This window comes from Vibrio sp. 1F169 (assembly GCF_041439605.1).
In the GTDB taxonomy this organism is placed as follows: domain Bacteria; phylum Pseudomonadota; class Gammaproteobacteria; order Enterobacterales; family Vibrionaceae; genus Vibrio; species Vibrio tasmaniensis_A.
The window spans coordinates 22,347-43,989 of record NZ_JBGOOI010000030.1 but is presented as its reverse complement, the minus strand read 5'-3'; the positions used below and the strand labels follow the sequence as shown (position 1 = coordinate 43,989).

The following is a 21,643-nucleotide window of genomic DNA, read 5'->3' as shown; positions in this document are numbered from 1 at the left end:
TCTAATTTCTATGCTATTTCAATTATGATTACTTTCTCTGATATTCAATTGCTACGCGGCGGTAAGCCACTCCTCGACCAAGCATCTGCGACTTTTCACCCTGGCGACAAGATCGGTTTGGTTGGTAAGAATGGCTGTGGTAAATCTACGCTGTTCGCCCTGATTAAGGACGAACTGTCTATTGATGCTGGCTCATTCAGTAAACCAGCCCATTGGGAAATGGCTTGGGTTGCTCAAGAAACACCTGCATTAGAAAGAACAGCAATTGAATACGTGATTGATGGCGACCGTGAATACCGTGGCCTTGAAGATCAACTTGAGAAAGCCGAACAAGCCGAACAAGCCGACAACGGCACATTAGTCGCAGAGATCCATGGCAAGATTGAAACCATTGGTGGTTATAGCATCAAAGCACGCGCGGCTGAGTTGTTAGACGGCCTAGGCTTTCGCCAAGAACAAATGACATGGAACCTGACTCAATTTTCAGGGGGTTGGCGTATGCGTTTGAACCTAGCGCAAGCCCTACTGTGTCGCAGTGACCTACTGTTACTCGATGAGCCAACCAACCACTTGGATTTAGACGCTGTAATGTGGCTAGAGCGCTGGTTACAAAACTACCCAGGCACACTCGTTCTTATCTCACACGATAGGGACTTCTTGGATCCTATCGTCAACCGCATCGTGCATGTTGAAAATCAACTGCTCAATGAATACACAGGTAACTACTCGTCGTTCGAAATCCAACGAGCGCAAAAGCTAATTCTACAACAAGCGATGTACCAAAAGCAGCAGAAACAAATGTCGCACATGCAGAGCTACATTGACCGTTTCCGTTACAAAGCTTCAAAAGCTCGCCAAGCGCAAAGCCGTATTAAAGCGCTAGAGAAAATGGAACAAGTACTGCCCGCTCAGTTTGATAACCCTTTCAGCTTTGAATTTAGAGAACCAGACGCACTACCAAACCCAATCATGATGATGGACGAGGTCTCTGCAGGTTACGATGACAATCTGATTCTAGAGAAGATTCGCCTAAACCTAGTACCGGGCAGCCGTATTGGTTTACTTGGTCGAAATGGTGCAGGTAAATCGACGCTGATTAAGCTGCTTTCAGGTGAACTGAAACAGCAAGGTGGCGAGCTAAGCTATTCGCAAGGCGTTAAAATGGGTTACTTTGCCCAACATCAATTAGAGACGCTGCACCCGGAAGAGACACCACTTCAGCACATGATGCAGATTGCGCCAAAACACACCGAGCAACAACTGCGTGACTACCTAGGTAGCTTTGGCTTCCAAGGTGAAAAAGCACTCGATAAAGTGGCACCGTTCTCCGGTGGTGAAAAAGCGCGTTTAGTTTTGGCGCTACTGGTATGGCAAAAACCGAACCTGTTGCTACTCGATGAACCAACCAACCACTTGGATCTCGATATGCGTCAGGCACTAACGTTTGCATTGCAGACGTTTGAAGGCGCGATGGTTATCGTATCGCACGACCGCTACCTACTTCGTGCCACTACTGATGATTTGTACCTTGTACACGACCGTCAAGTTGCACCGTTTGATGGTGACCTTAGCGATTACTACAAGTGGCTAACCGAACAACAGAAAGTTGAGCGCAAAGAAGCACAAGCATTGGCACCAGCAAAAGATGGCGCCAACAGTGCAGCAGCAAAAAAAGATCAGAAACGTAAAGAGGCAGAGTTCCGTAAACTGACGGCACCCATTCGTAAAAAGCTGACTCAATTTGAAAAGCAGATGGATAAATTAACGTTGGCTCTTGAAGAAGCCGAGCAAGAATTATCCGACACTTCACTGTATGAAGCTGAAAATAAGGCTAAACTGAATAAAGTACTCGCTCTACAAGCGAGCAGTAAGTCACAGCTAGAAGAAGTTGAAATGGATTGGATGTCCACTCAAGAAGAGCTTGAGCAGATGGAACTGGATATGGATAGCTTATGAGCCCAGAGCACGCACCAATATCACTAACACTGGAACGACTATGGCAATTTAGCCTTCAGTATTACAGTGTGCGCGGTGTTAAGGATGCGTGCTTAGCTTTGCAAAACCAATTCCATGGCAACGTCAATCTACTGCTGCTTCTCAAATGGCTTGATGAGCAGCAACTCTCTTTTGCTGAGGAAGAGTGGCACAAGGTGCAACAATGCTTAAGCCGCTCTGAAACCTTGCTTCATAGTTATCGAGAGCTGCGTAAACACCTCAAAGCACACGTTGTCGATTCACTCTACCGTGAAGCCTTACAATTTGAGCTGCAGCTTGAAAAGCAACAACAGTCCGACCTCGTCGACTGCATTAAGTCTCTTCAACTTACAGCGAACCAACAATCACCGCTCGCTTTACAGTACTGTCGTTTATTAGGGGCGGAAAATCTCTACGACGCTTTTTCTGAACCAGCACCACAGCCCTAACGCATTTCCTTTTCCTTTTATTCAATCAAGCTCCAAGCTTAACTGCGCTCGCTCGTTACCATGATCGCATGCTGACTAAAACACATTTGGGGGGAGTCTTTAATACGCCCAACCTTGATATTATTCAACCAGTTACCCATCACCTGTTTTGGTCGATCATATCAGTGAAACCCTTGCGCTTATGCTAAGAATCAACCAAGCTCAAATAAAAACGTGGGCGTTTCGCTAAAAGCTCAACACTTTATCAAAGCCCATAAAAGAAGCATGGACTGTTTTTATGACAATATTTACCGCTGCCGCTGGCCTATCGAATCCACATTTACAAACCTTAGTGCCAAGATTTATTAGAAAGCAGGCGTTGTTTGCTCCTCGATGGCAGACCTTAGAAACTCCCGACGGCGATTTCCTAGACCTTGCATGGAGTGAATCGCCAGACGGTGACACGCCAAGCAATGATGATAAAAGTAACAAGCCAATATTCGTTCTATTCCACGGATTAGAAGGGAGCTTTGAGAGCCCTTACGCCAACGGGCTGATGAATGCATTTGCTAAAGATGGTTGGCTATCAGTGATGATGCACTTTAGAGGTTGCAGCGGAAAACCAAATCGCTTGGCTCGTGCATACCATTCAGGTGAAGTCGAAGATGCGCGCTTTTTCCTAAGGCATCTGCACGCGCAGTTCCCCAACAACCCCAAAGTTGCAGTTGGTATCTCTTTGGGTGGTAACATGCTGGCGAATTATTTGGCTGAGTATGCAGACGACCCATTGCTGTCGGCGGCGACCATAGTATCTGCTCCATTTGACTTGGCTTGTTGTTCTAGTCGCATTGAGCAGGGCTTCTCCAAGCTCTATAAGAAGTATCTACTCAACTCTCTAAAATCAAACGCCTTGAAAAAAGTTAGCCTGCTACAGGAAAAGCTTGGTGTCACAGCGGAAACCATTAAGAAGATCACCAAACTGTATGAGTTTGATGAACAAATCACGGCGCCTCTGCATGGGTTCAAAAATGCCCAAGATTATTATGCACAATGCTCCGCACTGCCTAAACTCAAGAAGATCAAACTACCAACTCAGATCATTCATGCCAAGGACGATCCTTTCATGACCGATGATGTGATTCCAAAGTTCGTTCTGCCTGATAACATCGATTATCGACTGTTTCAAAAAGGCGGTCATGTGGGGTTCATTACCGGCAGCACACTCAAGCCAAGATTTTGGTTAGAAGAAGCATTACCCGCCTACTATGAAAGTCTACAAGATTCGGCATAATGACGAGCCTTAGTAAATAGCAGTAAAGATATTACTAAGCTCACTCATTTCTACAACAATAAACCTATCCATGAACATAAAAGAGAGAAGTATTTATGATCATCCCGTGGCAAGACATTGCGCCAGAGACACTGGAAAACCTCATCAAAGAATTCGTACTGCGTGAAGGTACAGACTATGGTGACGTAGAAGTTTCACTGCAAAACAAAATTGACCAAGTGAAACATCAATTAGCCTCAGGAGAAGTGAGTATCGTGTTTTCTGAACTGCATGAAACCGTTGATATTCAAGTCACAAAACGCTTCTAAGCTGCGCTCATAAAGGAGCCGTGTTATAGTGGTAAACGATTGCTAACAAGTAAGTTACTCAAAAGACAAGGGTTGTCATGTCCGCTAAACATCCAATTATTGCGGTGACGGGTTCATCTGGAGCCGGCACCACCACTACCTCAGAAGCCTTCCGAAAAATGTTCAATATGATGGACGTGAAGGCTGCTTGGGTTGAAGGGGATAGTTTCCATCGCTTCACTCGACCAGAGATGGATGTCGAGATCCGTAAGGCGCGCGAGCAAGGTAAGCACATCAGCTACTTTGGTCCACAAGCTAACGATTTTGGTGCATTAGAAGATTTCTTCCGTCAATACGGCAATGAAGGCACGGGAAAAGTCCGTAGCTATCTGCATACCTTCGATGAAGCCGTGCCTTACAATCAAATGCCCGGCACCTTTACGCCATGGCAAGAGATCCCTGAAAACTCGGATGTGATGTTCTACGAAGGTCTTCACGGTGGCGTAGTCGATGGTGACATCAATGTTTCTCAACACGTCGATCTGCTTATCGGCATGGTACCTATCGTAAACTTGGAGTGGATCCAGAAATTCGTTCGTGACACACGCGATCGTGGTCACTCTCGCGAAGCGGTGATGGATTCTATTGTTCGCTCAATGGATGATTACCTTAACTACATTACCCCGCAGTTTTCGCGAACTCATATCAACTTTCAGCGTGTCCCTACCGTAGATACATCGAATCCACTGAATGCAAAAGGGATCCCAAGTTTAGACGAAAGCTTCGTGGTTATACGTTTGCGCGGCATCAAAAACGTCGATTTCCCTTACCTGTTGGCTATGATTGATGGCTCATTTATGTCACGTCATAACACACTTGTGGTGCCAGGAGGCAAGATGAGTTTTGCTATGGAGCTCATTGTAAGGCCGATCCTGCAACAACTTATAGAAACCGGGAAAATAGGCTAACAAAACAACATTCTGGTTGATTACTTTTCATACCGTGATCATGTGCACAATTTTGCGTAAAAAATCGTAGCTTGGTCACGATTAAAATCAAGAAATAGTACCTGAAAAAGGATACTATTCTTAAACGAAACACAAGATAGCTTGCAGCACTCATCGAGTGCTCTTATCCTAGCTAGGTCAATTCAGGCTTAGCTAAAATATGGAAAGCGGCAAGCATACCCTGCAGAGGAAGTAAGATATTATGGTTCTAGGTAAACCCCAAACCGATCCAACATTAGAGTGGTTCCTTTCACACTGTCATATTCATAAGTACCCTTCAAAAAGTACTTTGATTCATGCTGGTGAAAAGGCAGAAACCTTGTACTACATCGTTAAAGGTTCTGTGGCAGTTCTTATCAAAGACGAAGAAGGTAAGGAAATGATTCTTTCTTACCTAAACCAAGGCGACTTCATCGGTGAGCTTGGCTTGTTCGAAGAAGACCAAGAGCGTACTGCATGGGTTCGTGCAAAATCTCCTTGTGAAGTAGCTGAGATTTCTTTCAAGAAATTCCGTCAACTTATCCAAGTGAACCCAGATATTCTAATGCGTCTTTCAGCGCAAATGGCAAACCGTCTACAAGTAACTAGCCAAAAGGTTGGTGACTTAGCGTTCCTTGACGTAACAGGTCGTATCGCTCAAACGCTACTAAACCTAGCAAAACAGCCAGATGCAATGACTCACCCTGACGGCATGCAAATCAAGATCACTCGTCAAGAGATTGGCCAGATTGTTGGTTGTTCTCGTGAGACCGTAGGTCGTATCTTGAAGATGCTAGAAGAGCAGAACCTAATTTCTGCACACGGTAAGACCATCGTGGTATACGGCACTCGTTAATCTCGATTAACTGAGCCAAAAATTTGAAAGCCACCAAATGCGAATTTGGTGGCTTTTTTGTTTTCTAAAGATCTAGAGAGCAGATGCGAGATACGAGAAGAACTCACTGAATCCTATTTGTAAACTTCCTCGTAGCGAAGCGTACTCGCATCTTTAGGGCAAAACCCGTGCTCGTATCTTTCTTTAACCGTTGGTGCTTTCAAAGATCTTGTCAGCTGATGCCGCGACAAATCCGGTATAAAGCTCACCATTGGCCATCGCATAACGCTTAGCGAACTCATAGAAGCCGCCAGGAATCATCTCATTGCCTTCAACAAATGAAGCTGGGACTTTATCTGCCATTGTTGATGATTGCTCTAATAAGACCTCTGGAGAGCCTTTCACCTCGCCGCCAGATACATTGATAGTGAATCCCGACTCATTCAGATAGTCATTCACGGCCTGCACTTCATCGAACTTATTTAACTGGTTCACACTCACCGTAAAGTGGTTTGCACCGTAACCATGAGCTGCTAGCCAAGAAGCGTACTCACTCTCTTTTGCGAGCACTTGGAAATCTGCGAAGCTCAAATCCCAAAGACGACCACCAAACAAGAATTCATGACCCTGAAGCTTGCTTGCGTCTACTTGCCCAACCAACTTAGCAACGATCTGTTGTAAGTCGCTTGAACACTCTTCGACCTTCAACTCACTAATGAACACTTTTGGTTGTTTTGGATCTGGATGCTCGTAATGCTTAGCCACTAGCTTCTTGCTCTCAAACAAGTAATCGCCACATGCCTTGTAACCTAACTCAAGGAAAGGCTTGGCCAGTGTTTCAATCCCCAGCGGTGCAACATTGAAAGTACGCAGTGCAATATGATCATTAATCAGGGCTTCGTCTTCTTTCAGCAAGTGATGTACTTTCTCAGCCGATGGACAAAGCCTGTGAATGTAATCGTCCCATAGTGATTTAAAGAGTAGATCGGGCGTCATGGTGACTCCTTGTCAGAGGTTCTAGCAAGCTAGTAATTTGGATTAGAAAGGGAGAGGCTGGACATAGAGTCAGCAGCCATCAGCCTGTGACATACTTGTTCTATTATTATCTACCGCCCAATCTAGGTGTCGGACGTGGTGGAACAGGGAAGCGATAACACCACCTCCCTATTTCAAGCTTAACGAATGAGCCTAATACTCATTAGACTAAACTACAGCTCAATACCTGGGCTAAATGTCGCTGGCAGTTGAGTTTCGCCACCTTCCATTGAAGCCATAGGGTAAGCACAATAGTCCGCTGCATAGTAAGCACTTGGGCGTAGGTTGCCCGAAGCACCCGGGCCACCAAATGGTGCATCACCACTTGCGCCTGTTAGCTGACGGTTACGGTTAACAATACCCGCACGGATATGATCAACGAAGTATTCCCATTCAGAATCATCTGTTGATACAAGACCCGCAGACAAACCAAAACGAGTGTCGTTAGCTAGCTCAACCGCTTGCTCGAGCGATTGGTAACGAACCACTTGCAGCAATGGACCGAAGTACTCTTCATCTGGCAACTCAGCAATGTTGGTTGCATCGATAATCCCCGGAGAAACAAACGCCGCTTCGCCCGCTTTTGCTTCAACTAGGCTTACACCACCGAGTGATTGCAGATTAGCTTGCGCGTCCAGAATGAACTTAGCCGCAGCTTCGGAGATTTGTGGTCCCATGAAAGGTGCAGGTTCAGCGAATGGCTGATCAACACGAATCTTCAAGGTAGCCGCAACGAGCTTATCGAGCAGTTGATCACCCTTCTCGCCAACAGGAACATACAAACGACGCGCACATGTACAACGTTGACCCGCACTGATGAAAGCCGATTGGATAATGGTATAAACCGTCGCGTCAGCATCACCAAATTGGTCACTGATCACCATCGGGTTGTTGCCACCCATCTCTAGCGCCAGCATCTTGCCCGGTTGACCTGCGAATTGACGGTGAAGGATATGACCGGTATTAGCACTGCCCGTGAATAGCACGCCATCAAGACCTTTAGCATCGGCTAGTGCGATACCTGTCTCTTTAGCGCCTTGCACTAGGTTGATCACGCCAGCAGGAAGGCCAGCTTCTTGCCATAGCTTCATCGCAAACTCACCAGTCCAAGGTGTCTGCTCTGACGGCTTAAATACCACGGTATTACCCGATAGCAGTGCTGGAACAATATGACCATTAGGCAGATGACCTGGGAAGTTGTAAGGGCCAAATACCGCCATAACGCCTAATGGACGATGACGCAGTACGATTTGGTTACCTGCCGCTTCACGTGAAGCTTCACCAGTACGTTCGTGATATGCACGAATAGAGATAGCGATCTTGCCCGCCATCGCGCCCGCTTCAGTACGAGTTTCCCAAATCGGTTTACCCGTCTCTTTTGCAATAATCTGTGCTATCTCTTCGCTGTTCTCTTTTACTTTCTCAGCAAAGTTCAACACGATGGCTTCACGCTCTGCAAAGCTCAGTTTCTTCCAAACTAAGAACGCATCACGAGCCGCTGCTACTGCAGATTCAACCTGCGCTGGTGTTGCACTATCGCCTTGCCACACGACTTCATTGTTGTATGGGCTTACTGATGTCATGGCGTCGCCTTGACCTGCCACCCACTGTCCTGCTATCCACTGAGTCATACTTCTATCCTTAAAATCTTCGACAGATAATCGCCGCTCTTATTGAGCCAACATGCGAACGAATTCGCCTTCTTTTACTTCAAGAGCGCTTGCTACTTCAGATGATAAAATCACTGTGTCGCTTGCTTGGTCATACGCGCCTTTCGCGGCTACTGCGCGGAAGTTCTCAAATGAGGTATTACCAATTAGGAAGTCTTTAGAGCTGGAGTGCTCTGCAATTTTCACCTGAGCTCGAATCGCATGACGCACTGATTCAATATTTCTTAGATCACACTCAACCGTTGGGCCTGCATCAAAGATGTCAACATAACCACGGTTAGTGAAACCTTCACGTTCCAACAACTTAAGTGCTGGGCGTGTATTATCATGTACCTCTCCAATCACCGCCTGAGCTTCTTTGCTCAGTAGGTTCACGTAGATAGGCAGCTTTGGCATTAGGTCAGCAATGAAGCCTTTCTTACCGATACCAGTTAGGTAATCTGCAAGCGTGAAATCAATTGAGAAGAAGTGCTCTTGCAGCCATTGCCAGAAAGGTGAGTTACCTTCCGCATCCGATACACCACGCATCTCAGCAAAAATCGTTTTCGAGAAACGCTCTGGGTGTTCAGACATGATTAGGAAGCGACACTTCGACATCAAACGACCATTCAATCCACCACGGAAAGTTGGACGCAAGAACAGTGTGCAGATCTCACTGCATCCGGTGTAGTTATTACCGAAAGTCAGTAGCTTCACGACGTTATTCACGCCAAGCTTTTGCGATGAGTGCACCACTTTGCTGATGTGGTAAGAGTAAAACGGAACATCCCAGCCAATTGAGGCTTCGATACCTGTGGTACCTGCGACTTCTCCGGTTTCGGTATCAAAGCCAACCATTAGGTAGCCTTCATCACCAGGTTCAGTCACGTCTTGTTTAGCAAAGCTGTATTCAGAGTGAGTAATACGGTTGGTTAACAGTTCTTCGTTAACCGGAAGAGATGTGAATCCGTGACCAGATTCAACCGCGCAGGTATGCAACGCATCGTAATCAGATAATTTTATTGGGCGAACAACTAGCATCAATATTCCCTCCAGATGCAAAACAGGCCCAAAACGAGAATCTTGGGCCTTTAGCAGTACGTCATGGGATCGCTCTAATGGCGATCATTCCTATGACGCCGCTCAGGCTAAACTAGCGTAGCGATGGCTTTGTCTAGTTTTGATAAACCTTCTTCAATTTCTTGTGTAGTGATAACCAGTGATGGTGTGAAACGAACCACGTTTGCACCCGCAACCAGTACCATCAAGCCTTGTTCACCTGCTGCTACTAGTACATCACGAGCACGACCTTGCCATGCTTCATTAAGCGCAGCGCCTAGCAATAGGCCTTTACCGCGAACTTCACTGAATATTTGGTATTTGTCGTTAATCTTAGCTAAACCATCACGGAATAGTGCTTCGCGTTCTTTCACGCCAGCCAACGTTTCAGGTTGGCTTACTACGTCAACAACGGCTTCAGCAACGGCACACGCCAGTGGGTTACCACCGTAAGTAGAACCGTGCGTACCGACTTTTAGGTGTGTTGCAAGTTCAGACGTTGTTAGCATTGCACCGATAGGGAAACCGCCACCTAGTGATTTCGCTGTGCTTAGGATGTCAGGTGTTACACCTAGACCTTGGTAAGCGTAAAAGTTACCGGTACGGCCATTACCTGTTTGCACTTCATCAAAGATAAGCAGCGCATTGTGTTTGTCACACAGTTCACGAACCGTGTTCACGAACTCAGATGTTGGAGAGATGATACCGCCCTCGCCTTGCAGAGGTTCCATCATGATTGCACATGTGCGATCTGAGATGTGCGCTTCTAGCGCGGCAATATCGTTGTAAGGCAGGTGAGTTACATCGCCCGGTTTAGGACCGAAGCCATCAGAGTAAGCCTCTTGACCACCCACAGTTACAGTAAAGAAAGTACGACCGTGGAAACCTTGTTTGAATGCAATGATTTCAGATTTCTCAGGACCGTGAACATCCGCTGCCCAACGACGAGCTAGCTTCAATGCGGCTTCGTTCGCTTCAGCACCAGAGTTGGCAAAGAATACTTTTTCTGCAAAACATACGTCTGTTAACTTCTTCGCTAGACGTAGTGCAGGTTCGTTGGTCATTACGTTACTTAAATGCCAAATCTTGTTTGCTTGCTCAGTAACTGCGTTAACCATTGCTGGGTGACAGTGACCCAAACAGCTCACAGCGATACCACCAGCAAAGTCGATATACTCTCGGCCTTGTTGGTCCCAAACGCGTGCGCCTTCCCCTTTTACTGGGATCATTTCCATTGGGTTATAACAAGGCACCATCACCTCATTAAACAGACTACGTTCTACTTTTTTTTCCACTGTCATCGTACATTCCTTCTCGATACCGCAAGCTTCGCAAATAAGCGTACTGGTTCATAAGTGAGACAAAGATATTTTCTCTCGCCACAATCCCGCCGCAGCATTATATTTACATTTAATTAACGTTTTCAATAGTAGATTATTCTTTAGCCATCCCTAACAACCAGCTAAACGTCACTACCTATGACTATTTATGCATCAATTAATCTGTTTTATGAAGCTTTTTTTACCTAAACGCATAACCAGTAATAGCAAAGCCTTACTGGCATTGCGGTATATAGGGTTCGAGACGAAATAAGGCGAATAATTTTGCATAGGCTAAAAACTTAGCCTGAAGAGAGAGAAATGTTATAAAAAGTGATCGGCGTCAGAGGAGTAAGAGACGCGTAGCGCCCGAATTTAAACGCTTAACGAATGGGGTAACAGGTTTAACTGGCTTATTTAGACGCAGAAAGGGTCAAATTTAAACACTCAGCGTGCTAGGAAGTTAGCGAGAAGCTGGTGTCCTTGCTCTGTTTTAATCGACTCAGGGTGAAATTGTACGGCATCAATCGGTAAGGTTTTGTGTTGATACCCCATGATCTCATCCATGCTGCCATCTTCAAATTCCGTCCAAGACGTCAGTTCAAAGCAGTCAGGCAGCGTGCCATTTTTCACCACTAGAGAATGGTAACGTGTCACGGTTAGAGGGTTATTCAACCCCTGAAAAACGCTCTTGCCATTGTGACGTATTGGAGAGGTTTTACCGTGCATCACTTGTCTGGCTCGCACTACTTCACCACCAAAGACTTGAGCAATGGCTTGATGACCAAGGCACACACCTAAGATAGGCAACTTACCCACGAAGTGTTCAATGACTTGCAGAGAGATTCCCGCATCATCAGGCGTACAAGGGCCTGGCGAGATAACAAGATGGCTAGGATTCAGCGCTTCAATGCCCGCAATATCAATCTCATCGTTGCGAACAACTTTCACAGTGACCCCTAACTCACAGAAATACTGATACAAGTTATAGGTAAAAGAGTCGTAGTTATCGATGATAAGTAACATGGGTCGAAATCGTTTGCTAAATACTAAATGATTGGAAGATATAGGGGCGGTATTGTGCAATATAAAGCAAGAAAGGCAAGTGAAAATGATAAAAAGAAAATCAGCTTTCGCTGCCCTGATAACTTTACACTACAAATACATAAACGTTACTGGCAATGAAGCCAGAGTGATCCACTTTGTCTTCTCAAGACATAGATGTCTCCCATCCCTGCCAAAGTTCCCATAAAAATTAAACCTTATAAGTTGCGGGTTTTTTATGACATGGTTCTTTTTTTGTGAAAAATAACAACTCAATGAATAATTGTTTGAGTTATCATTAGCGTGAATTTACTGACCTTTAATAGAAAAATGAAAGAGAACAAGCTCGTCTACCTAATTCGTTACATACCGACTATAACTGTGGTTCTATTCTCTATTATCGTCTTTTCGTTATCGGTCAATGATAGTTATCGACGAACCAATCAAGAAATCACTCACATAGAGTCCGACATTGTTGAAGAAAAAAAAGCCTATTTAAAATCTCAAGTCAGCTATGTCAACAAGCAGCTCAACTACTTAGAAGAAACAACAATAACCACACTACGCGACAGTATAAAAACTCATACTCTCCGCACTCACTCGATACTAAATCAACTGTACAAAGACAACCCACAATTAAGTGAACAAGAGTTTACAACCTTGGTTCGTTCGAGTTTGAAAAACTACAGATTCAATGACGGTCGTGGTTACCCTTTTATTTACCACCATGATGGGACTGTTATTTTCCACCCTATATTTCCTAGCTCCCAAGGAGCTTCCCGATGGGACTATAAAGATGCTAAAGGACACTTTATTGCTCAGGAATTAACCAAGAAAGCAATTAAAGAAAAGGAAGGCTTTCATAAATGGTGGTTTATAAAGCCGAATACATTCGCAAAACAGTATGAAAAAATCGGCTATATTGTCAATTTCTCGCCATATAATTGGTACATAGGTACAAGTGACTTTATTACAGATGTCCAGGCAGACATTCAAAGTGACGTGCTCGAATGGTTAAGTCAGCTTCAAATTGGTCAACAGAGTAACTTCTACGTTATCGACACTAAAGGCGATGTGCTAGCTCATACCACCCCCTAGCTTTATTGACACTAATATCCATAACATTCAAAACATACACTTCCGCACTCAAGCAGTCGCGCTGTTGGAACAATCGGATGTCTATGTTAGACACTTAGCTGCCGACAATCACTCGTTAGAAAACCTTAGTTATGTCATCAAAAATAGTACTTGGGGCTGGACGATAGGCGCGAGCTTTAGTGTCACTGCATTAGAAAGACTTGTAACTAAAAAAAATGCCGAGTTGATTGAAAAAAGAAATGATGAGCTCAATCGCTTAGCACTCATGTATAGCATAGTCGTTCTATTAGTCGGACTACTCTCATATTATGTAAGCACTCTAGTTTCTCGTCGCTTTGAATCTTATCAAGCTGAAATTCAATCTGACTTTGAAAAGCTCTGTACTGCAAACAGCACGCTGAATCACTTTGCTAATCATGACCAACTGACTGGGCTTTTTAATCGACACTTTTTTGAAGTCTATATGGAGAAAGAGCTGGCCAAAACTCAATCAGATGATGATAAATTTCTTGTCTGTTTTATTGATGTAGATAACTTTAAAAACATCAACGACTACTACGGACACAGTGTTGGGGACGAACTCTTAATACAGATATCTCAAACGCTTAAAAAAGTATGCCCTAATTTTTCAGAAGTGTTCCGGTTCGGAGGTGATGAATTTATTGTTACTTTCCCTGATCTAAACAGCCTAAAACAGGCAGAAAGCGTCATGAAACTATTTCATGATGAACTTGCGACCAAGTATCAATGCTTTGAGCATGAATTTGATATCAGTTTTAGCTTAGGTGCCGCCTTGTATCCCGATCACGGGCGCACTGTCGATGAGTTACTCGCAAGCTCTGATATTATGCTCCATTCTGTGAAATCAGAAGGCAAAGCAAACTGTGCTATTTTCTCATCAAAAACCTCTGCGAAAAATCAACGTAAGTTTCTGATTGAAGACAATTTACTTACCGCTATAGAAAGAAGAGAAATTTATTTAGATTATCAGCCTCAGTATTGCTTACAGTCTGGAAGGTTATGGGGAATCGAAGCGCTAGCTCGATGGAAAAGCCCAACATTGGGTAACGTTTACCCTGATGAATTTATCTCCGTCGCTGAAGTCAGTGGTCACATACGCGCATTAGGTTGGTATCTTATTGAATTAGCCTACCAACAGTATTCAGAACTCGATTTTCCAGACGATGCTCCTATTTTACTGGCACTGAACTTATCACCAGTTCAAATTGGTGAAACAAACTTTGCTGAAAATATCATTAAAATAACAGAGCGCTACGGTATAAACCCATCCCATATATGCCTAGAAGCCACCGAAGGCATCATGCTAAAAAATCCGGAAGAGGTAGCAAAAGTTGCGTATCAACTTCGTAGTAAAGGGTTTCACTTGGCCTTAGATGATTTTGGTACTGGGTACTCTTCGTTGAAGTATTTGTCATTACTTCCTATTCATGAAATTAAAATAGATCGTAGCTTTATTTGGCAACTTTCAGAATCGAATACCGCTCATGAACTATTAAAAAGCATTGTCGCAATTGGGCGGTCTACAGGAACAAGAACCGTCGCTGAAGGTGTCGAAACCATTGAACAACTAGAATATGTGAAACAATATGGATGTGACATTGTCCAAGGGTACTTATTTTCAAAACCGGTATCACTGGAAAAAGCGGTACAAATACGCCAATACGACCTTGAAAAGATGGAATCATACCAATCACAGTAAGCAAGTGTTCAAAAATAGCGCAGGAAAAAAGCTTGAGAATAAGGCGGATTTTTTTGATAAGTAGTTATTCTACAATCAAAAAATCTAACGACGTTATCTAGATTTTTAACAAGCTAGGGTGAACAGTTATTTACTACGATTGGTATCAATGAGTAGCTAAAATATAAACCGCTACCTATAGGTAGCGGTTTATTATGACTCAAAAAGCCTTATTACTTACGACGACGCCACATTGCTAAGCCAAACAATGACATCAGTGCACCGAAACCAAACGAACCTCCGACTTTAAGCTCAAGAACTGCCGGATCATGATCCGATGAACGGAAGTGATCTTGGTACTTCGGCAAATCACCTTTGTACTCTTCGTTGTAATCAAGCAGCTTCGATTCACCGCCATTGATGTGCCAGTCAGTCGCATCCACCACCATGTCTTTCAGGCTGTCGCTGATCAACAGATGATCCAAAGCGCCAACTTCGTCATTGTATGAGTAGCTCCAACTGTCTGGGTGCTTTTGAGCCACGGCATTAATGTAGCCGTAGTTCTTAGTAATCACCGCACCGTTATCACCAAACTGCTCGACACCGTCAATGTAGGTGTTACGCGCCGCTTTGATTTGCTTACCGTATTTCTCTTCAGAGTAATCCGTCAGTACCAGCATTGGGTCTTCCATGCCGTACGAGTTCATATCACCCAGAATCACTTTATGGCCTTTGATGCCGTCTAGCGCTTCACCCAATGCAACCGCAGCTGCAACACGGAAGTTCTCACATGAACCTTGCTTGTCGGCATCAACGCCACCTTGACCGCCCTGTTCGACAGGGGCTGCATCTTCCCAACACTTAGAACCTTTCGATTTAAAGTGGTTAATCGCAACGGTCAGTTTCTCTTTAGTGCCTTTGACTTTAAAAGTTGGCGCCAATGAGTCACGTTGGTAGTTCTTACCGTCTTCAATCACCTTGCCAGAATCGTCTAACACTTCTGGTGCTTGTTGGCTTGGCATCGCGATAACACGGCTGTCTTTAAGCTTAACCACTTTCTTACGGTAGATAACACCTGTTGTAATGACGTCAGTACCAATCGAGTCCATCTCGTCGGTTGCGCCATCTTCGTTAGAGTCCACGGCCACAAAGGTATAACGGTCTTTCTTACGCTCAATGCGATCATTCAGTTGGTTTACAAGCTGCTGAATGGCAGAGCCTTCACCAAAACCGTTGTTCTCAATTTCCATCAAACCAATGATGTCGGCATCTAGACGAAGAATCGCGTTCACAATCTTCTCTTGCTGCATCTCAAACTCAGTGATGGTGTTCGCGCCACGGTTGTTGCCGTGTTGGTTCGCGTCACCGCCAAATGGAGAGTTAAAGTAGTTCAATACGTTGAAGGTCGCGATACGTAGATCACCTTCATCCATATCAGGCTTGTCAGTACGTGGGTCATTACGTACAAAGTTCTCAGCCGAGATCTGGTTGGTTGTCACTAAGCGATACTCGCCGTAGCTGTAAGTCAGCACGCCTTCTAGGCCAACAATGGTGTCATCAATACGGATGTAGTCTTCTGTTGAACCATCTTGGTCAATATCGGTACGGCCAAAGTCTGGATAGAAAGGAACCTGTCCGTCACCGGCTTTTTGATCAGTTTCAACAAAAAGACGACGATCTGCGTTATCTTTAGTTTGCTGTTTCGCATCTTCAGAGCCAGCTGCAGATAACTGGTTCGGCTGCATGTTAATACGCTCATGTGCCAGTACCATGTTGTTACGACGACCTGCGTAGTCATAACCAAAGGTACGCGTTACACGCATATCAAGCGCTTCGGTTGTTTTCACCAACATGCCTTCATGGCGTTCAAGCGTTACAGCGAAGTTCTCGTCACTGTCTAAGGCTTCAATTGCTGTCGCTTCAGGCGCTTGTTGCTCGCCCTGCTTAAGCCATTGGTTGTTTTCAACTTTAAGCTGAGTATGACTGTAATACTCTTGAACCTTACCTTTCACACACACTACATCGCCCGCAGCCAGTTCTGAACTCGATTGATTGGTGTGAATAAATAGGCCTTCAGAAGTGCTTGAATTGAAGTCGTCATCAAGCGCTTGCAGGTAGAAACCTTTGGTTATGCCAGTAGTGACTGCACTTACCACACCTTTGACGAAGTATTCATCGTCAGTGATGTATGGATAGCCATCAATGAACGGTGATGTTGCGCCTTCACCTTGGATCTCTTGAATAGTCGTGAATACAGGAGCAGAGCCATCTTGTGTACAGGCAAACGCGTCAGGCAACTCTACATTGTCTAGTGAACCTAGCCCTTCAATACTGTCCTTAGGTAACGATACCCATTGCGAAGCATCAAACGTCGCAGAAGGTGTTTGTTTAGCACGAACCAAAGTAACATCTTTACCCCAGTCCACATCGCCCATCAAACCGACAACATCGTGCACCGAACCATCTGAATTCAAGATAGCCAGCGGGTCGTCACCATTGTGATTAGCAATCGACGCGTTAAGAATATCAGCCGCCACTTTAATTTCGTCACTTGCACTGGTGTGCGCAACCACAAGAACTTCACCGGGCGCTAAAATGTGGCCGTCTAAAGGTAAAGTGGCACCCCATGCTCCGTTACCATTCGCAGACTTCGCCAACGAGTAACCATCTAAATTAATGCTGCTATCGCCGTTATTGGCAATCTCAACCGCTTTGTTATAGCTGCCGCCTTCCACATATTGTGAAATAAACAAATCAGCGTGTGCGCTTGTGGTTAGCAAGCTACCAATTGCCACTGCTAGCAATGAAGGTTTGTGTAAAAGAGCCATCCGTTTCACCTGAGTTCATCGATTTATAGTTACTGCCATCTAAGGGCAGTCATGTATTTTGTGGTAACTATCCGGTTTATTTATGTAAGGAATAAGTCAGTTAGCAAGAAAATGAGGAACTTATCACTTTGGAATCATCAATTGTTTGGCACGTTTTATATTTCCAACATATATAGAAACAAGAGTGACTTTATAAAGCTTGAGGATACCAAATAAGATCACCTGCACAGCATTAGTATGATGAATGTGTTAGCTAGATAATGCTTAAATTATCAATTCAAACAAGAGATTTACTGGGAAGGTAAATGGAGCGGGCAATAAAAAGCCCAAAGTAAACAGAGTCTACTTTGGGCTGAAATGTTTAAACGAGTCGTTTTAGTTCACCCTATGGGCGAGTAACAAAACCTACTGCTTCGTATGCTTTTTTCAGTGTTACTGCAGCACGCTCAGAGGCTTTTTCAGCACCGGCTTTCATTACTGCGTCCATGTAAGCACGGTCAGCACGGATACGGTGGTATTCAGCTTGAATTGGCTCAAGCATCTCAACCAGTGCAGCGCCGACATCTTTCTTAAACGGACCGTACATTTCAACGCCTTGGTACTGCGCTTCGATCTCTTCAAACGTTTTACCCGTCGCAGCTGAATAAAGACCCATTAAGTTAGAGATACCCGCTTTATTTTCCCAATCGTGGGCAATACGTGGTGGCGTTTCTGCATCGGTTTGCGCTTTGTTGATCTTCTTGATGATCGACTTAGGCTCTTCTAGCAGAGTAATCACGTTCTTACGGTTGTCATCCGACTTAGACATCTTCTTCGTCGCATCTTGCAGGCTCATTACACGTGCATTCACTGTTGGAATGTAAGGTTCAGGTACTTGGAAGATTGGCGTTTCAGGACCGTAGATGTTGTTAAAGCGAGTTGCGATATCACGCGCCAACTCTAAGTGCTGTTTCTGGTCGCTACCTACAGGTACTTGGTGAGCGCCGTAAAGCAGAATGTCTGCAGCCATCAACACCGGGTAGTCGTATAAACCTACGTTTACATCATTTGAGTGACGCGCAGACTTATCTTTAAACTGAGTCATACGGCTCAGTTCACCCATTTGCGTGTAACAGTTAAGAAGCCAACCAAGTTGAGCATGCTCTGGTACGTGTGACTGAACAAATAGCGTGCTCTTCTTTGGATCAACACCGACAGCAAGACAGATTGCTAATGCGTCTAGAGTCGCTTCGTGCAGTGCTTTCGGATCTTGGCGAACCGTAATTGCGTGAAGGTCTACAACACAGTATTGGCAATCGTAATCATCTTGCATCTGTTGCCATTGACGTAGAGCACCCAAGTAGTTACCGATACTTAGTTCACCAGATGGTTGAACACCACTCAATACGATGGGCTTGCTCATGGTTTTAATTCCTTTGCTTGTAGCTAAGCTCGTTAACTTAGTTTCTTAACCTAGTATCTGAAAAACTTAGCTTCTTAACTTTAAAATAGAAAGCCGCACAGCTCTTTCTGCGCGGCTTATCCAGTGTACTCATTGATAAGTATTTTGCTAGTGGGTTAGCTAACTTTTGTCCGCTTTATGCTGAAACTAGAACAACATCGAGTAATTGCGCAATGTTGTCTGCGACATAGTCAGGGTTAGAGGCAGAGATAGATTCACCGTGATTGTAGCCATAAGTCAGACCAAACGAGTGACAACCTGCATTCTTCGCGGCTTTAATGTCGTTGCTTGAGTCACCAACCATCAACATCTCTTCTGCTTTCACATTGTGCTTTTCTAGCAGCCAGTTCAGCGCGACTGGGTTCGGTTTTTTCTCAGGGAAAGAGTCACCGCCAAGTACATCGACAAAGTACTTATCAATACCGTGTTGCGCGAGAACGTCTGGCACAAACTTCGATGGTTTGTTAGTGACCAATGCCATAGTAAAGCCCGCTTTGTGCAGCTCTGCCAACGTCTCTTTTACTGATGGGTAGAGATGGCTGAGCTTGTGGCCGCCCTGCTCGTAGAAATCATCAAACAAGATACGTGCTTTTTTCAGCAGCTCTGGTTCTAAGTTCGGATCCACGGTTAAGTCACGACTTAATGAGCGACCGATAAGCACGTCAGCACCATTACCAACATAGTCACGAACTTGTTCTTCACTCACAGAAGGGAATCCCAACTCCTGACAAGCTTGGTCCGCAGCGACAGCCAAATCAGGTACGCTATCTAACAAGGTTCCATCCAAATCAAAGGCAATCAGTTTTATTGAGCTTAATGACATCTTACTTTCCTATTTATTATGTTCGCCTTATGAGTTGAGCTCCAAGACGTAAAAAAGGGGCCAATTAGCCCCTTAATATTCAATCTATCTGTAGTTTTACGATTATGCGTTTACTTTTGCAAGCTCTGCACGCATCTCATCAATCACTTCTTTGTAATCTGGTTGATTGAAGATAGCGGAACCTGCAACAAACATGTCTGCGCCCGCTTCTGCGATTTCACGGATATTATCTACCTTCACGCCGCCATCAATTTCAAGACGGATATCACGGCCTGATTCGTCAATAAGTTTACGAACTGCGCGCAGCTTATCAAGAGTGTGAGGAATGAAAGATTGACCACCGAAGCCTGGGTTCACCGACATTAGTAGAATCATATCGACTTTATCTAAGATGTAATCAAGGCAAGAAAGTGGCGTGGCTGGGTTAAGTACGACACCCGCTTTACAGCCGTGTTCTTTGATTAACTGTAGAGTGCGGTCAACGTGCTCAGACGCTTCAACGTGGAAGGTAATCATTGATGCGCCGGCTTTAGCAAACTCAGGTACGATGCTGTCTACTGGCTTAACCATTAGGTGAACATCGATAGGAGCTGTGATGCCGTAGTCTCGCAATGCTTTACAGATCGGTGCACCAAAAGTCAGGTTAGGTACGTAGTGGTTATCCATCACATCGAAGTGCACAACGTCGGCACCGGCTGCGAGTACTTTTTCAACGTCTTCACCAAGACGAGCAAAATCTGCAGACAAAATCGATGGAGCGATTAGAAAATCTTTCATACCAAACCTCTTAAGAGTGAGTAAATTGCGAATATCACCGCCTTGTGACCTCTCATACACAAGTACAAGACTCAATCCCAAGACTATTTGGTGTGCAATTCTACCTAAGCACCTAAGCAGATCCTAGCAGTTCGAAAGATTAGTTTAAGAAAGTACCCGTGGGTCACTCAATTTAATGAGTTCGAGGATTATGCTGACTACGACAATTCTGTTGAAGCGGGTTGCTGGTTTTTCTCTTTATGGAAAAGCGCCAGTAACTCATCAACTTTATTGCGCCCTGCGCCATTACGGCTAATGGTGCGCTTCACCTTTACCACGTTCAGTTCCGCACCATGGTATAAACGACGCGTTAAGGTGGTGTCATGGTTTGAAATCAAGACAGGAATATCGCGTTCCATCGCTGCTTTTTCAGCGACATCCGCCAGTGCAGCTTGGTCATCTAAGCTAAAACCATTACCTGCGTAAGAGGTAAAGTTAGCCGTGTTCGACAGCGGTGCGTATGGAGGATCACAGTAAACCACGCAGCCTTTACGCGCGCGGCTAAAAGTTTCATGGTATCCCTCACAGACGAAGGTGGCTTTTTTCGCTTTCTCAGCAAAAAACTCTAGCTCGGCTTCAGGGAAATAAGGTTTTTTATAAGAACCAAACGGAACGTTAAAACCGCCCTTCTTGTTGTAACGACACAAGCCATTGAAGCCAAATCGGTTCATGTACAAGAAAGCTAACGAGCGATACATAACGTTATCTGTACCATTGAACTCAGCGCGAACATCTAAGAACACTTCTCTACGGTTATTCTCCGGACAGAACCAACGCTTCGCTTCAGTGATATAGGTTTCAGGATCGGCTTTAAGTAGATTGTATAGGTTGATAAGATCAGGATTAATATCTGCAAGTAGGTACTGTTCAAAATCAGTATTCAGAAATACTGATCCGGCACCGACAAACGGTTCTACCAATTTACGAGCAGGTGGCAGGTGACGTTGGATGTCTTCAACTAGGCCATATTTACCACCAGCCCATTTTAGAAAGGCACGCTGCTTTTTCATTTACTGCTCTATCTATCAACT

At 44.7% G+C, this 21,643-nt stretch carries 18 protein-coding genes; 8 read left to right on the top strand and 10 right to left on the bottom strand.

Annotated features, from left to right (window positions below):
* The first annotated feature begins 24 nt into the window (after nt 1-24).
* From ACED53_RS13150 to crp, 6 genes are all read left to right on the top strand, one after another.
* Complete coding sequence (locus tag ACED53_RS13150) at nt 25-1,956, top strand: ABC transporter ATP-binding protein (RefSeq protein ID WP_017100007.1); 1,932 nt, start codon at nt 25-27, stop codon at nt 1,954-1,956.
* Nucleotides 1,953-2,423, top strand: coding sequence for a TIGR02444 family protein (locus tag ACED53_RS13145; protein ID WP_009848923.1), 471 nt, complete (start codon nt 1,953-1,955; stop codon nt 2,421-2,423). The genes ACED53_RS13150 and ACED53_RS13145 overlap by 4 nt, the downstream gene beginning before the upstream one ends.
* Before the next feature lie 277 nt (nt 2,424-2,700).
* Nucleotides 2,701-3,693: a hydrolase gene (locus tag ACED53_RS13140; RefSeq protein WP_017100006.1), complete on the top strand. Its 993-nt coding sequence runs from the start codon at nt 2,701-2,703 to the stop codon at nt 3,691-3,693.
* 95 nt (nt 3,694-3,788) lie between these two features.
* Entirely contained in the window at nt 3,789-4,001 is a 213-nt protein-coding gene (locus tag ACED53_RS13135) for a YheU family protein (protein ID WP_010435208.1), read from the top strand.
* Nucleotides 4,002-4,078: 77 nt separating this feature from the next.
* Nucleotides 4,079-4,948 carry a phosphoribulokinase gene (locus tag ACED53_RS13130; RefSeq protein ID WP_012604929.1) on the top strand — a complete coding sequence of 290 codons (870 nt, stop codon included), beginning with the start codon at nt 4,079-4,081 and terminating at the stop codon, nt 4,946-4,948.
* Between the two features lie 241 nt (nt 4,949-5,189).
* A complete protein-coding gene (gene crp / locus ACED53_RS13125) occupies nt 5,190-5,822 on the top strand; it encodes a cAMP-activated global transcriptional regulator CRP (protein WP_004729651.1) in 633 nt (210 codons plus the stop codon).
* A gap of 183 nt (nt 5,823-6,005) precedes the next feature.
* Here the strand turns inward: crp and ACED53_RS13120 are convergent, their stop codons facing one another.
* The 5 genes from ACED53_RS13120 to ACED53_RS13100 form a co-directional block, all read right to left on the bottom strand.
* On the bottom strand, nt 6,006-6,797 hold the full coding sequence (locus ACED53_RS13120; protein WP_017100005.1) for a DUF1338 domain-containing protein: 792 nt from the start codon (nt 6,795-6,797) through the stop codon (nt 6,006-6,008).
* A 212-nt stretch (nt 6,798-7,009) separates the two neighbouring features.
* A complete protein-coding gene (astD, locus tag ACED53_RS13115) occupies nt 7,010-8,467 on the bottom strand; it encodes a succinylglutamate-semialdehyde dehydrogenase (RefSeq protein ID WP_012604932.1) in 1,458 nt (485 codons plus the stop codon).
* 39 nt (nt 8,468-8,506) lie between these two features.
* A complete protein-coding gene (gene astA, locus ACED53_RS13110; RefSeq protein WP_029223756.1) occupies nt 8,507-9,526 on the bottom strand; it encodes an arginine N-succinyltransferase in 1,020 nt (339 codons plus the stop codon).
* A 107-nt stretch (nt 9,527-9,633) separates the two neighbouring features.
* Nucleotides 9,634-10,845: an aspartate aminotransferase family protein gene (locus ACED53_RS13105; RefSeq protein ID WP_012604934.1), complete on the bottom strand. Its 1,212-nt coding sequence runs from the start codon at nt 10,843-10,845 to the stop codon at nt 9,634-9,636.
* 465 nt (nt 10,846-11,310) lie between these two features.
* Nucleotides 11,311-11,889 (bottom strand): aminodeoxychorismate/anthranilate synthase component II, encoded by a 579-nt coding sequence (locus ACED53_RS13100; protein ID WP_009848915.1) that lies wholly within the window; start codon nt 11,887-11,889, stop codon nt 11,311-11,313.
* A 348-nt stretch (nt 11,890-12,237) separates the two neighbouring features.
* Between ACED53_RS13100 and ACED53_RS13095 the strand changes: the two genes are divergently transcribed.
* Nucleotides 12,238-13,005 (top strand): cache domain-containing protein, encoded by a 768-nt coding sequence (locus ACED53_RS13095; protein ID WP_241816807.1) that lies wholly within the window; start codon nt 12,238-12,240, stop codon nt 13,003-13,005.
* A 64-nt stretch (nt 13,006-13,069) separates the two neighbouring features.
* The gene (locus ACED53_RS13090) at nt 13,070-14,725 is read left to right on the top strand and encodes a bifunctional diguanylate cyclase/phosphodiesterase (RefSeq protein ID WP_241816805.1); all 1,656 of its coding nucleotides are present in this window, start codon (nt 13,070-13,072) and stop codon (nt 14,723-14,725) included.
* A gap of 212 nt (nt 14,726-14,937) precedes the next feature.
* Here the strand turns inward: ACED53_RS13090 and ACED53_RS13085 are convergent, their stop codons facing one another.
* The 5 genes from ACED53_RS13085 to ACED53_RS13065 all read right to left on the bottom strand — a co-directional run bounded on the left by ACED53_RS13085 (nt 14,938) and on the right by ACED53_RS13065 (nt 21,622).
* On the bottom strand, nt 14,938-17,532 hold the full coding sequence (locus ACED53_RS13085; RefSeq protein ID WP_029223755.1) for an ExeM/NucH family extracellular endonuclease: 2,595 nt from the start codon (nt 17,530-17,532) through the stop codon (nt 14,938-14,940).
* A 385-nt stretch (nt 17,533-17,917) separates the two neighbouring features.
* Nucleotides 17,918-18,934: a tryptophan--tRNA ligase gene (gene trpS, locus ACED53_RS13080; RefSeq protein WP_016796005.1), complete on the bottom strand. Its 1,017-nt coding sequence runs from the start codon at nt 18,932-18,934 to the stop codon at nt 17,918-17,920.
* A 175-nt stretch (nt 18,935-19,109) separates the two neighbouring features.
* Nucleotides 19,110-19,796 (bottom strand): phosphoglycolate phosphatase, encoded by a 687-nt coding sequence (locus tag ACED53_RS13075; RefSeq protein ID WP_017096555.1) that lies wholly within the window; start codon nt 19,794-19,796, stop codon nt 19,110-19,112.
* Between the two features lie 102 nt (nt 19,797-19,898).
* Nucleotides 19,899-20,573 (bottom strand): ribulose-phosphate 3-epimerase, encoded by a 675-nt coding sequence (gene rpe / locus ACED53_RS13070; protein WP_029222055.1) that lies wholly within the window; start codon nt 20,571-20,573, stop codon nt 19,899-19,901.
* A 197-nt stretch (nt 20,574-20,770) separates the two neighbouring features.
* Nucleotides 20,771-21,622: a Dam family site-specific DNA-(adenine-N6)-methyltransferase gene (locus ACED53_RS13065; protein WP_017096553.1), complete on the bottom strand. Its 852-nt coding sequence runs from the start codon at nt 21,620-21,622 to the stop codon at nt 20,771-20,773.
* Nucleotides 21,623-21,643: the final 21 nt, after the last annotated feature.